This is a genomic window from Wolinella succinogenes DSM 1740, assembly GCF_000196135.1.
In the GTDB taxonomy this organism is placed as follows: Bacteria; Campylobacterota; Campylobacteria; order Campylobacterales; family Helicobacteraceae; genus Wolinella; species Wolinella succinogenes.
Genome location: NC_005090.1, coordinates 1,210,128 through 1,222,637, shown reverse-complemented (window position 1 = coordinate 1,222,637; position 12,510 = coordinate 1,210,128). Strand labels below are relative to the sequence as shown.

Genomic DNA, 12,510 nt, shown 5'->3' with positions numbered 1-12,510 from the left:
TTAGCCTTGACTCTGCAGCGCCGCTTTGGCGCGTTTCGCCTCTTTGCGGAGGGTGAGAAACGCCATGATAGTGAGCGTGGCAAAAGCCAAGGAGGCCACAAGAAAAGGCAGGAGGGGGGCAAGCTGATAGAGCGCGGTGCTTGCTAGGGGGCCGATGATGATGCCCATGCCTTGGGCTGAGGAGACGGTGCCAGCGGCTGCGCCCTGCTCATCTGCACCCACTGAGTTGGCCGCAAGTGCTTGAAAGGCGGGGAAGATCATCCCTAAGCCAATAGCGGCGATTCCAAAGCCAAGCATCAGCACCCCTTTGCTCTCCATCAACGCCACGATCAAAAATCCTAGCATCGAGAGGAGCGCGCCATTTTTGAGCCAAGTCTCAGGGGCGACCTCCCTCTTTTTCATCACGATCACTTGGGCAAAAATAAAGAGGAATCCAACCATCGAGAGGACATAGCCCGTGGTTTGGGCGCTCTGTATGGCGGATTCTTTAAAGCTATCAAGGATGAAGAATCCCGTGCACACTTGGGAGCTCACCACGCTATACATCGTGAGAAACGCTGCAGACATGGGGAGTCTAAGCCGAGAGTCAAAAATCTTGACAGGTTCGCTCACCTCCTCTTGGCGAATCTCTTTGGAGGGGAGAAGATACCAGAGCGCACCTAGGGCAAAAAGAGGAAGAATCGAAGAGGCGTAAAGCGGCACCGAGAGGCCATAGTGAGCGAGCGCTCCTCCTGCCATTGGACCTATCACCATCCCAAGACCACTCGCTGCACCAATCTTGGCGATATAGGAGGCGCGCAATGCGGGAGCGATTTTATCCGCAATGAGTGCGGTGCTGGCGGGCTGAATGGCTGAGTAAAACGCTCCAATCAATCCTCTAGTGAGTATCAAGACCGCCAAAGAGAGCCAAACGCTTTGAGGGGAGGGGAGGGCAAAATCGATATAAAAAGAGAGGGCAAAATAGAAGAGCGCAAAACCAGCCACGCCAATGAGCAAGACAGGTTTTCGACCGATTTTATCACTCTTTTTTCCCCAATAGCGCGAGAGAAAAATCCAGACGATTCCAGCGATGGCGACCGTGACACCCGCGTGCCATTCCGCCATGCCAAGGGCGCGAATGATAGGGCCCACTACCGATAGAAAGGCCATCATGGCCGAGACGCAGAGGATGTTGGTGAGAAGCAGGGCATTAATCTCTTTCATGGAAGATATCCTTATAAAATTGAATAGAGTAGAAAAAGGAGAGAATGCAAAGGAGTGAAGAGAGGAGAATCACCCCTTGGTAGCCGATTTTGCCAGCCAAGATCAACCCGATAGCCACCGCAACAAAGCCAAGCAGGAGCAACAGGCTGTGCTGGAGGGCGTATTCGGTGGCAGGGGATTTGGGGCTGATTCTATCCATCATGAGCGTGGAGAGTAGCGTCATGACAGGGCTATAGAGCAAGTAGATGGTGCCTGCACTCAAAAAGACGATCCATTCGCTGTGATAGCCCCAAAGGGGTAAAAAGAGCATGAGCACGCCTAGAGCTTGAATGGGGGCGAGGGATAAGAGCATCCGCCGCCGACCCCAGACGCGGATCATCCAGCCTGTGGCAAGAGCCCCTGCGACTCCCATGGAGGTGCCTAGGGTGTGCACAATAAAGCCGATGCGATCCAAACCCCACCCCGCATCCACGAGAATGGGCGTGATAAGCGCGTAGCTCATGCAGATTCCTGTGGGATAGAGGAAGAGAAGATAGAGCCACTTTTTTTGCCTCGCTCCTCGCCAAAACTCCCATATCGCTTTGAAGTTCACCTCATCGGCACGCTGGATGAGTCGGCTTTGAGGTTCTTGGAAAAAGAGAAGCTGGATAAAAGAGAGGAGCGTGAGCAGCACGATAAAATAGAGCGAGACGCTCCAGCCCCAATACTCATAGATCACTAGAGCCGCACCACCCCCTAGGATATGGCCCAGGAGATTGCCTGAGACTTTGATGGAGTTGCCAATGCCTCGATTCTCTTCGCTGAGGAGTTTGAAGGCGAGTGCATCAGTGGCGATGCTTTGAGTGGCTGAGAAGAATCCAAAAAGCAGGCAGGCTGCAAAAATGAGAGGGAGATGCTGGGGAATCTCTAGAAAAGAGATGAGGGCGAGCATCAGCACGAGAATGAACTGAACAAAGAGTAAGAAGCCCTTGTATGCTCCTCCTCTTTGGGCGATGAAGCGATCCACAAAGGGCGACCAGAGGAATCGCACCACCCAAAAGAAGGCGAGCAGATAGACAAGCCCAAGCTGCTCTAAGGGCACCCCTTCTCGCCTAAGAATCGCTACCAGTGCCTCCATGAAGAATCCAAGCCCCAAATATTGGGTGATATAGAGACTCCCTAGAAGCAGAATCTGGCAGAGGGGAAGCGAGGCGACCCCTATCATAGGTTGGACACATTAGAGGAGAGATGCCATGCTTTGGTGCGGCTCTGAGCTTCCCAAAGTCTGGCGTATCGACCTCTTTGCTCAAGAAGCTCATGGTGTCGCCCCTCTTCGATCAATCGCCCCTCTTCCATGACTAAAATCTTGTCCGCGCCTGCGATGGTGCTTAGGCGGTGAGCGATCACAATGACAGTTTTGTCTCTGATGAGCGAATCAATCGCCTTTTGCACCGCCACTTCACTCTCGGTGTCTAGGGCGGCGGTGGGTTCATCGAGCATGATGATGGGGCTATCTTTGAGAATCGCCCTAGCAATAGAGAGGCGCTGACGCTCCCCTCCAGAGAGCGAGCCTCCAATATCGCCAATGGGAGTGTCGTAGCCTTGGGGGAGGCGATCGATGAATTCATGGCAAAAAGCCGATCTAGCGGCGCTTCTCACCTCTTCATCGCTGGCTTCAGGGCGTCCCATGCGGATATTATTCAAGATGGTGTCATCAAAGAGATAGACATCTTGAAAGACGACAGAGAGTTGGCGCATCAGCTCCTCTTGGGACATGGAGCGAATATCGATTCCCCCGATCTTGACACTTCCTTCTTTGGGATCAGCGTAGCGCATGATCATCTTGGTGAGCGTGGTTTTGCCACTCCCTGAGGCTCCGACAATCGCCACTAAAGAGCGGGGAGGAATGCGGAAACTCACCTCTTTGAGCGCGAGCTCTGGCTTGTGATTGTAGGCAAAACTCACCCCTTCAAAGGCGATTTCAAATTGCAGAGGTGATTGGAGGGGCGGGGTGTAGTGCATCTCCTTGGTCTCTAAGACCGATTGGATGCGCTTGAAAGCAGAAGCCATGAGGTCAAAGACAGAGGCGACAGCCAAAAAGATAGAGAGAGGCTCGGTGAGTCTAGCGGTTATGACGAGCATTGCAGCGAGTTTTGGAATTGTGAAAGAGCCATCCAAAACCCAAAAGATTCCAAGGGTGAGCGCTAGAATCATCGTCATCTCTACGAGGGTGGACATAAGAATCATGGGCAAAGTGGAGGAGAGCACACCCCTTTTTTGAATCTCTTTCACCAAAGCAGTTGATTCTTGGAGTCTTTTGGCGTTCACTCCGACTTGGTTGATGGAGCGCAAGACAGGAAGTCCTTGAACATATTCGATGAGATCTGATTCAAGGCGCGCGTTACCCTCGGTGAAGTCACGCTTCTCCTCGATGGAGGCGCGGCGTTTCCAGTGGTAGAGGGGGAGGGCGAGGGGAAGCACTAAAAGCATTGTGAGCGCCATGCGCCAATCGATGAAAAAGGTGATAAGAATCACCGAGAAAGGCACCAAAAGAATCTCAAAAAAGAGCGAAGCGACCACACCTAGGTGGAGGACGGATTCATCAACATTGCTAGCAAAGACAGAGTTTAGTTCCCCTGTTTGGTGGCGATACATCGTCTCTAGAGGCATATGGCGGAGCTTTTTGCCAAGCTTCATGCGGAGCTCATGAGTGATCTCAACAATTTCCCCAGAGTAGTCAAACTCATGCCCTAGCCATCGAGTCACAAGGCTTAAAAACCCCACCCCTGCCATGAGAAGAATCCACTTCCATGTTTGAACAACATCAAGAGCGTAGAGCGCCTCAAGTAGAGGGTAAAAGCAGCTAAAACTCGCTCCTAAAAGCGTGTAGGAGAGGATAAAGAATCCTAGGCTTTTTTTGAGACTGCCCGCGCGGGAGCCTGCAATTTGTAGTGATATTTTATAAGAATCAAGCAGGCTGGTGAAGGATGATTCGGATTTTTTCATGATTGAGCCTCCTTGTGGTGAATATCCCATGATTGGGCTTGCTGGTAGTGCCCCCAGAGCTTAGCATAGAGCCCTTTGTGCTCTAAAAGCTCCTCGTGTTTGCCTCGCTCGATAGCGCGCCCTTGGTCAAAGACGATAATCTGATCGACATCTTTGATGGTGCTTAGTCGGTGGGCAATGACAATGACGGTTTTGCCTTTCATGAGCTCAGCGAGTGCCTTGATGATCTCCTCCTCATTTTCAGGGTCGGCAAAGGCGGTCGCTTCATCGAGCACAACAACGGGCGCATGACGGAGGATGGCACGCGCAATGGTGATGCGCTGCTTTTGTCCGCCCGAGAGATTCGCTCCTCGGTCTCCTGCAAGGGTCTCATAGCCTTGGGGGAGCGTGAGAATAAAATCGTGAATCTGCGCCGCTTTTGCCGCCTCTATCGCCTCCTCTTTGGTGGCGTTTGGCTTGGCCATGAGGATGTTATTGAACAGGGTGTCTTGAAATAAAAAGGTGTCTTGAAAGACGAAAGAGACATGATCCATGAGCACGCTTGGCTCGATTTCACGCACATCCACGCCCCCAAGAAGAATCCTCCCCTCGCTCACATCCCAAAAGCGCGGGATGAGTTTGGCGGCGGTGCTTTTTCCTGCGCCCGAAGGACCCACTAGAGCGCACACGCTTCCCTCGGGAACCTCGAAACTCACCTCTTTGAGCGCAAGAGATTCTCGCCCCTCATAACTAAAGCTCACCCCCTCAAAGCGCACCGAAGAATCGCGTGGAATCTCTGGGTTTGGGCATGAAGGAAGGGGGGCGATACGGAGAATGTCGCGGATTTTATGAGCCGCGGATTCGGATTTTTTGATGAAGTTGCTAAGCCACATAAGGGGCATCATCGCATCCGCCATCCCCGTGCCAAGAAGCAGAGTAGCGATGAGTGCTCCAAATTCGAGATCATTTTGCAAGTAGAGCCAAGAGCCCACCGAAGCAATAGCTAGGAGCGTGGGAATAGGGCTTAGCACCATCATGCCAATCCTTGCAGAGGTTCCTGTGAGGGCGATCCACTCCTTGAGGCTTCGGCGATACTCCTCTAGGGCATTTTGGTATCGACCAAAGGAGCTGCTTCCATCATCAAAGGTTCGCACCACAGGCATGGCTTGGACGAACTCGATCACTGCGGCGTTGATTTTGCCCTGATTTTGCTCATAGCTTCGGCGATACTCGACTGAATCTCTCATCACCCAATACATCACTCCTCCTCCTAGAAGGAGCACCCCTAGGCTCACGCATGCCAGCCGCCAGTCAAAAATCGCCATTGCGATGAGTGAGGCAAAGGGGGTGATCGCAGCACGACCAATCATAGGAGTGCTATCAGCCACAAAGGCATGAAGATTTTTCACATCATCAAGCATCACCTTTTTGAGTGAGCCTGAACCAAGCGTGATGATATGCCCCAAAGGGATTTGGGCTAGATGGGTAGAGAGATTGGTGCGCAGAATCTGCTCTAGCTTAAAGGCGCCTAGATGGGAGATTCTAAAGGCAAACATTCTAGAGGTGAAGCTAGCTATCATGCATCCTCCCGCGAGAATCACCTTCTCCCACTCGATTGCCCCATGAACCAAAGAGGCGATAGAGAGAGCCAGAGCGCTTAGCCCCACAATGGAAGCGAGCGCTGCGAGCGCTGCGAGGAATATCGCCACGCCTATTTCGACCTTCACGGGTGCCATGATAGGCCATAGCGCTCCCTGTGAGGGTTTTTCTTGTGAATTCATGAAAACTCCTCGATAAACTTTTTGTGTTGATTTTAGGATGGGGAATTGTAGTCCAAAGGAAGAATCGTTATCAATACCGTAATATCGTTGCAAGGATTTTTTTTAGCGATAGGGGGATTTTATGCACCCTCCAAGGAGCGCCTCGGGAAGCGCAAAGTCATACCGAGGCGAGAACAAAACCAGCGTGGGAATATTTTAGAAGAGGTATCGCCCTCCAATACCAAAGGATCGACCCGTTCCAAAGGCAACAAAAACGGAGCCATCGTTTCGATTGGTGGCGTTTTGGATGTAGCTTTTGTCTGTGATGTTTTTGATATAGCTATAAACATCCCAGTTAGACCATCGATAGCCCACCTTGGCATCGGCGATCACATAGCTCTCCTCTTTGAGGGTGTTTTCGGCATCAAAATAGGTGCTTCCCTGCGCTCTTACATCAAATCGACCATAAACCCCGCTAGGATCGGTGTAGGAGACGCCTGCTTTGGCGGTGAAGGCAGGAGTGTTTTCGATTTTGTTATTGGCGTTACTTGAACCTATACTGCCACTAAAATTCAAGACAATAAATTGAAAGGTTTATCTTCCTAAATGGTAGAATTTTCTAAAGATTTAGGAGAGGAAAAAATGAGTAGAAAAAGAAAAAGCTATAGTGCAGAATTTAAAACTAGAGTTGTCTTAGAATTACTAGGTGGCGAAGAGACTGTAGCACAGATTGCCAGTAAATATGAGATTACACCAAAAAGTCTCATTGATTGGAAAAAGCAGTTTTTAGAGAATGCATCACTAGTATTTGATGTAGGTTCGGCTACTAAAGCCTATAAAGATGAGATAGAAGAGCTAAAAACAGAGAATGATGCTCTAGCAAAGAAATTAGGAAAAACAACCATAGAGAGGGATTGGGCAGTGGGAAAGCTAAAGAGCTTGGGCTTATCAAATAAAAAAGATCTTGTCACACCCAAGCTAAAGAATCTCTCCATGGCAAGACAATGTGAAATAATAGATTTAAATCGCTCAACCCTTTATTATGAACCTAAACCCATATCAGACAATGATTTAAAAATCATGAAAAGGATAGATGAGATATATACTGATATATCCTCAACCTATGGCTATCGGTTTATGCATAGGCAGCTTTTGGAAGATGGATTTTCAATTGGTGTAAATAAAGTCAATAAGCTAATGAACACTATGGGGATACAGGCAATCTTTCCAAAAAAGAAACGACACACATCCATTAAAAACTATAAACATAAAATCTATCCATATCTACTACGAGAGCTTGAAATTAACAGAGCCAATCAGGTTTGGAGTGGAGATATTACCTATATCCCAATCAAGGGTGGTTTCGTGTATTTGTGCGCCATTATTGATTGGCACAGTAAAACGATACTCTCATGGAAAATATCAACAACTATGGATACATCTCTTGTAACAGATGTTTTAAAAGAAGCCATTGAAAAATATGACATTCCTGTAATATTCAACTCCGACCAAGGTAGCCAATATACCAGCCATGAACATACAGAACTTCTCAAGAAACACAACATTCAAATCTCTATGAACGGTAAAGGCAGATCCATTGATAATATTGCCATTGAGAGATTTTTTAGGACTTTAAAATATGATGAAATCTATATCAATGAGTATAGCTCTATTTCAGATCTCAGATTTAAGGTTTCAAGATATATCAATTTTTACAATCACAATAGATTTCATTCAGCACTAAATTATCAAAAGCCCATGAATGTTTATCTAGAAGGGTTGAAAAACGTTGCTTAAATTAAAGGCTAGAGGCTGGAAGATGAATTCTCAAAAAGTTGTCTTGACAAATGGTGGCAGTATACAACTTAACTACATAGTAGAAAAAACAAAGTTTTGGGATGCTCACAGAGAAGATGAACTCAATGCAAGACAGATAAAAGTAATTAATCGACTCCTTGATATTGGAAGTGAAAACTTTAAAGGCGATCTTACAAAAGCAAAATATGTAAAAATTGCAGACACTGCTGAAACTAATGCTTCAAGAGATATTACAGATTTATTGGCAAAAGGGTGTATCAAAAAAGTCGAGGGTACGACAGGTAGAGGAACTAGATATATCATAAATTATAATTTCTAAAGAGGGGAAGAGAAAGTGAAAATTAGAGTCTATTACGAAGATACCGATTGCGGCGGGATCGTCTATCATGCCAATTATCTCAAGTTTTGCGAGAGGGCTAGAAGCGAGCTCTTTTTTGCCCAAGGAATGAGGCCAGAGGAGGGAGGCTATAGCTTTGTGGTGCGAAATCTTCAGGCGCGATTCCTCTCTTCTGCGCGCCTAGGGGATGAGATATGGGTGAGCGCCACCCCAAAGCTCATCAAGAGTGCCTCCTTGACCCTGATTCAAGAGATTCGCTTGGGTGATGATAGCGGCAAGATTCTCTTTGCCATGGAGGTGGAGGTGGTTTGCCTCAAAGGGGGCAAAGTCGCTAAAATACCCGACTTTTTTCTCGAACTTTTTTCCAAGGAGTGAATGAGTGCAGATCATCGAAGGCAAGGCAGAGATTCTCTATCCTTGCAAGTGGAGCTATCGAGTCATCGGGGAGAGCGAAGAGGGCGTGCGCCTAGCGGTCTTTGAAGTCATCGACAAGGAGCACTCTTTCACCCCCTCTAATCAAAGTCGCACAGGAAAATATCAGAGCTTCAATATCGAGCTAGTCGTGGAGAGTGAAGAGGAGCGCAACGAAATCTTTGCGAGATTCCGCGCGCACGCCTCAATCAAGATGGTGATCTAGCTACTCGTTGCGAAGCACACTCAGCGGATCGATCTTGGTCGCTTGATAGGCGGGGTAGTAGGAGGAGAGCAAGACGATGAGAGTGCTCCCTAGGAGAATCATCCCAAAGTCGATCCAAGAGAGCTCTAGGGGGAGCTTCGAGCTTCCATAGACATCCGCTGGCAGGGAGATGATGGGGAAGGTGCTAAGCACCCAGAGGGCTATCCCTGCGAGCAAGACCCCTAGAGCGATTCCGCTAAGCCCTATCGTGTTTCCTAGTCTGAAAAAAGTCCGTTTAATTTCGCTCTGAGTCGCGCCCAGCGTGAGGAGTAGGGCGATTTCACGCCGCCGATTCATCACGGTCATAAGCAGGGAGCTGATGATGTTGAGCGAGGCAATGAGGATGATGAGCATGAGCACGATAAAAAGCGCGCGTTTCTCTAGCTGAAGGGCGGCGAAAAAGTTGCCATTTTGCTGCCACCAGCCGACGATTCCTGCTTCTAAAGGGAGCTTGGCACGGATGGAGTCGATCTCTTTCATCGGCTCTTTGGCAAAGACATGGATGCCATCATAGTAGCCTTCTTCTTTCTTCTTGATTGCCCTTATCGCCTCTAGGGAGGCAAAGATATAGCCTTTGTCATAGGCGGTGAGTCCAGAGCGGAAAAACCCCTTCACATCAAAGCGCTTCATAGTCGGCGAGAGGCTAAGCCCCGTGGGCTCTAGCTGGGTGAAGATGAGCATGAGCTTGGAATCGCGCGCAAGAAAAAATTCATTCCTTAGCTCGCTTCCCACGAGAATATCGAATCGCCCCGATATTTCGCTCTCTTTGAGCGCCTCGGCGATCACCTCATTGATCTGCTTCTCCCGCTCAAAATCAACCCCAAAGACGACCGCCCCCTCCATCGCATCGCCTGATTTGGAGATGGCTTGAGTACGCAGATAGGGGCTAAAGAGCAGATGGGGGAAAGAGGATTCGAGCTCTTTGAGTAGCTCCTCGGAGATTCCTTGAGAGACTTTGGGGTAGAGGGTGAGGGGGTAGTTCATCGTGAAGAGCTTACGCTCAAAATCTTTGTCAAAACCATTCATGATGGCCATCGCGACAATCAGCACCATTACGCCTATCGCCACTCCCGCAAAGGCGAGAATCGCGGCGATAGAGATGAAAGGCTGGCTCTTATCAAAGCGCAAATAGCGCTTGGTGAGGTAGGGGATGAGGGCGGTTTCTTGCTTCATGCTTGGGCCAGTAGACCTTTTTTGGGGCCGCTCTGACCGCAGCAGTTCTTATACTTTTTGCCGCTACCGCAAGGACAAGGATCATTTCGAGAGACCTTGACCTCGGATTGGGGCTGATGGCTGAATTGAAGATTGGCGTTCGCCTCGGCATTCATCTCGCTTAGCAGTCTTTGCATGGCCGCCTCTTGGGCTCTTTGTCGCTCTTCTTGCTCCTCTTTGGTGCGGAGCTGGATGCTGTGGAGCGCTTTCATCGATTCAAATTTGATGTTTTCGATAAGCTCGATGAAGAGGTTGTAGCTCTCTTTTTTATACTCCACGAGGGGATCTTTTTGGTTATATCCGCGGAGTCCGATTCCTGTTTTGAGGTTATCCATGAGATAGAGGTGCTCACGCCAAGCGTTGTCTAGTACTTGGAGGTAGATGAGGCGCTCAATGTCATGCTTTTGGTTCTCATCGACAAGAGACATTTTGGTCTCATAGCTCTCTTTGAGGTGTGATTCGAGGGTCAAGAGGAGCGCTTCATACTCCTTGCCCTCTAGCAGCTCTTTTGAGATTGGGGTGTTATACTCTTCGGTAAAGAGCGCAAGAAGACGATCTAGGTCATACTCCTCTTTCTCGACTCCTTCCAAAATATCAGCCTTGGAGAGAAGATTGAGCAGGCTATCGCGTCTGTTGTCCTCGATTCGATGGCTGATGTCGTGGCTCTTATCAAGGAGCTCATTGCGGAATTTATAGACTGCCTTTCGCTGTTCATTGGCTACATCATCATACTCTAGTAGATGTTTACGCGACTCAAAGTGCATGCTTTCGACTTTCTTTTGGGCGTTTTCGACCGAGCGGGTGACGAGCCCCGATTCGATATGTTCACCCTCAGCCAATCCAAGCTTATCCATGATGTTTTTGATTTTGTCGCTACCAAAGATTCGGAGGAGGTTGTCCTCAAGACTTAGGTAGAATTGGCTCGCACCCGGATCACCCTGACGACCGCTTCGGCCTCTTAGCTGGTTGTCGATTCTTCGGCTCTCATGCCGCTCCGTGCCGATGATATAGAGTCCGCCAAGGGATCGAATCTCATCATCGATTTTGATATCCACCCCGCGTCCCGCCATGTTTGTGGCGATGGTTACAGCCCCTTTTTTACCCGCATCTTTGATGATTTCGGCCTCTTTGGCGTGCTGTTTGGCGTTGAGCACCGTATGGGGGATGCGCTCTTTTTGGAGTAGAGAGTGGAGTAGCTCGCTCTTTTCGATGGAAGCGGTGCCCACGAGGACGGGCTGACCTTTTTGGTTGAGCTCTTTGATCTTTTGAATCACCGCATTGAACTTCTCTCGCTCGGTTTTGTAGATGAGATCGTTCAGGTCTTTTCGCATTACAGTGACATTGGTGGGAATTGAAATGACTTCAAGTTTGTAGATTTGGAGGAATTCGCTCGCTTCAGTCTGCGCCGTTCCCGTCATACCTGCGAGCTTTTTATAGAGCCTGAAGTAGTTTTGGAAGGTGATGTCGGCGAGCGTTTGCGATTCTTCTTTGATCTCTACGCCCTCTTTGGCTTCTAGGGCTTGGTGGAGCCCCTCGCTGAATCTCCGCCCCTCGCTCAGTCGTCCGGTGAATTCGTCCACGATCACCACTTCGCCATTGTTGATCACATAATCTTTGTCGATGGCAAAAAGGTGATTGGCTTTGAGTGCTTGGTCGAGATGGTGGGAGAGGATGGCGTTTTCGATACTGTAGAGGTTGTCCACGCCAAAGCCCTTTTCGGCCTCTCTGATTCCCTCTTCGGTGAGCAAGATGACTCGATTCTTCTCATCGACTGTGAAGTGCTTCTCTTTTTGGAGGGAGAGGGCGACACTGTTGGCGATTTTGTAGTTATCGAGTTTGCGATTGGCGGGTCCTGAGATGATCAAAGGGGTTCGCGCCTCATCAATAAGAATCGAATCGACCTCGTCCACAATCGCAAAGGCGTGGCTTTTTTGCACCTTCTCCTCAAGGGAGTATTTCATGTTGTCGCGGAGGTAGTCAAAGCCAAATTCGTTATTGGTGCCATAGACCACATCTGAGGAGTATTGCTCTAATCGCTCCGAATCGCCATAGAGATCGCCCGTGATGACTCCCACGCTATAGCCTAAGAAGCTGTAGAGCACGCCCATTTCGGTGGCATCACGCTTGGCGAGATAGTCGTTGACCGTGACGACATGCACTCCTTCGCCCTTCATGGCATTGAGTGCGACGGCTAGGGTGGCGACGAGAGTTTTTCCTTCGCCTGTCTTCATCTCGGCGATTCTTCCCTCGTGAAGCACCATTCCCCCGACGAGCTGAACATCAAAGTGGCGCATTCCTAGGACGCGCTTGCTCGCCTCTCGTGTGATGGCAAAAGAGTCATAAAGAACATCATCGAGGCTCTTTTCGCCCTTTTGGACGCTCTCTTTGAGGGAGGTAAACGCACTTTTGAGCGCCTCATCGCTCATCACTTGGTATTTGGCCTCAAGCTCATTGATCTTTTGCGCCCTTTGGCGATACTTCTTCACGAGCTTGTCGTTTTTGGTTCCGAAAATCTTGCGGGTTAATTGAGTGATCATGTC

At 49.1% G+C, this 12,510-nt stretch carries 11 protein-coding genes; 4 read left to right on the top strand and 7 right to left on the bottom strand.

The genetic code is table 11. From position 1 onward, the window contains the following. From WS_RS06065 to WS_RS06045, 5 genes are all read right to left on the bottom strand, one after another. Positions 1-1,203, bottom strand: coding sequence for an MFS transporter (locus WS_RS06065; RefSeq protein ID WP_011139132.1), 1,203 nt, complete (start codon positions 1,201-1,203; stop codon positions 1-3). Beyond that, complete coding sequence (locus WS_RS06060) at positions 1,190-2,407, bottom strand: MFS transporter (RefSeq protein ID WP_011139131.1); 1,218 nt, start codon at positions 2,405-2,407, stop codon at positions 1,190-1,192. Before WS_RS06060 ends, WS_RS06065 begins: the two co-directional genes overlap by 14 nt. Continuing rightward, positions 2,404-4,188 carry an ABC transporter ATP-binding protein gene (locus WS_RS06055; protein ID WP_011139130.1) on the bottom strand — a complete coding sequence of 595 codons (1,785 nt, stop codon included), beginning with the start codon at positions 4,186-4,188 and terminating at the stop codon, positions 2,404-2,406. The genes WS_RS06060 and WS_RS06055 overlap by 4 nt, the downstream gene beginning before the upstream one ends. Next, positions 4,185-5,948, bottom strand: coding sequence for an ABC transporter ATP-binding protein (locus WS_RS06050; RefSeq protein ID WP_011139129.1), 1,764 nt, complete (start codon positions 5,946-5,948; stop codon positions 4,185-4,187). Before WS_RS06050 ends, WS_RS06055 begins: the two co-directional genes overlap by 4 nt. Positions 5,949-6,143: 195 nt before the next feature. Further along, positions 6,144-6,503, bottom strand: a complete 360-nt coding sequence (locus tag WS_RS06045; protein WP_041571819.1) for a TonB-dependent receptor domain-containing protein — start codon at positions 6,501-6,503, stop codon at positions 6,144-6,146. A 30-nt stretch (positions 6,504-6,533) separates the two neighbouring features. Here WS_RS06045 and WS_RS06040 point away from each other — a divergent pair, with 30 nt between their 5' ends. The 4 genes from WS_RS06040 to WS_RS06025 are packed head-to-tail and all read left to right on the top strand — an operon-like array spanning position 6,534 to position 8,719. Next, a complete protein-coding gene (locus WS_RS06040) occupies positions 6,534-7,724 on the top strand; it encodes an IS3-like element IS1302 family transposase (protein ID WP_011138235.1) in 1,191 nt (396 codons plus the stop codon). 22 nt (positions 7,725-7,746) lie between these two features. Further along, the gene (locus tag WS_RS06035; protein WP_129545302.1) at positions 7,747-8,064 is read left to right on the top strand and encodes a hypothetical protein; all 318 of its coding nucleotides are present in this window, start codon (positions 7,747-7,749) and stop codon (positions 8,062-8,064) included. Positions 8,065-8,079: 15 nt separating this feature from the next. Next, on the top strand, positions 8,080-8,457 hold the full coding sequence (locus WS_RS06030) for a YbgC/FadM family acyl-CoA thioesterase (RefSeq protein WP_011139127.1): 378 nt from the start codon (positions 8,080-8,082) through the stop codon (positions 8,455-8,457). 4 nt (positions 8,458-8,461) lie between these two features. Continuing rightward, the gene (locus WS_RS06025) at positions 8,462-8,719 is read left to right on the top strand and encodes an HP0495 family protein (RefSeq protein ID WP_011139126.1); all 258 of its coding nucleotides are present in this window, start codon (positions 8,462-8,464) and stop codon (positions 8,717-8,719) included. Here the strand turns inward: WS_RS06025 and WS_RS06020 are convergent, their stop codons facing one another. Beyond that, complete coding sequence (locus WS_RS06020; RefSeq protein WP_011139125.1) at positions 8,720-9,931, bottom strand: ABC transporter permease; 1,212 nt, start codon at positions 9,929-9,931, stop codon at positions 8,720-8,722. After that, on the bottom strand, positions 9,928-12,507 hold the full coding sequence (gene secA, locus WS_RS06015; protein WP_011139124.1) for a preprotein translocase subunit SecA: 2,580 nt from the start codon (positions 12,505-12,507) through the stop codon (positions 9,928-9,930). Before secA ends, WS_RS06020 begins: the two co-directional genes overlap by 4 nt. Between the last annotated feature and the right edge of the window lie 3 nt (positions 12,508-12,510).

Bases quoted from the DNA above. Each gene is read 5' to 3' on its own strand.
- WS_RS06065 (WP_011139132.1), bottom strand. From the start codon at position 1,203: ATGAAAGAGATTAATGCCCTGCTTCTCACCAACATCCTCTGCGTCTCG.
- WS_RS06060 (WP_011139131.1), bottom strand. From the start codon at position 2,407: ATGATAGGGGTCGCCTCGCTTCCCCTCTGCCAGATTCTGCTTCTAGGG.
- WS_RS06055 (WP_011139130.1), bottom strand. From the start codon at position 4,188: ATGAAAAAATCCGAATCATCCTTCACCAGCCTGCTTGATTCTTATAAA.
- WS_RS06050 (WP_011139129.1), bottom strand. From the start codon at position 5,948: ATGAATTCACAAGAAAAACCCTCACAGGGAGCGCTATGGCCTATCATG.
- WS_RS06040 (WP_011138235.1), top strand. From the start codon at position 6,534: ATGGTAGAATTTTCTAAAGATTTAGGAGAGGAAAAAATGAGTAGAAAA.
- WS_RS06035 (WP_129545302.1), top strand. From the start codon at position 7,747: ATGAATTCTCAAAAAGTTGTCTTGACAAATGGTGGCAGTATACAACTT.
- WS_RS06020 (WP_011139125.1), bottom strand. From the start codon at position 9,931: ATGAAGCAAGAAACCGCCCTCATCCCCTACCTCACCAAGCGCTATTTG.
- secA (WP_011139124.1), bottom strand. From the start codon at position 12,507: ATGATCACTCAATTAACCCGCAAGATTTTCGGAACCAAAAACGACAAG.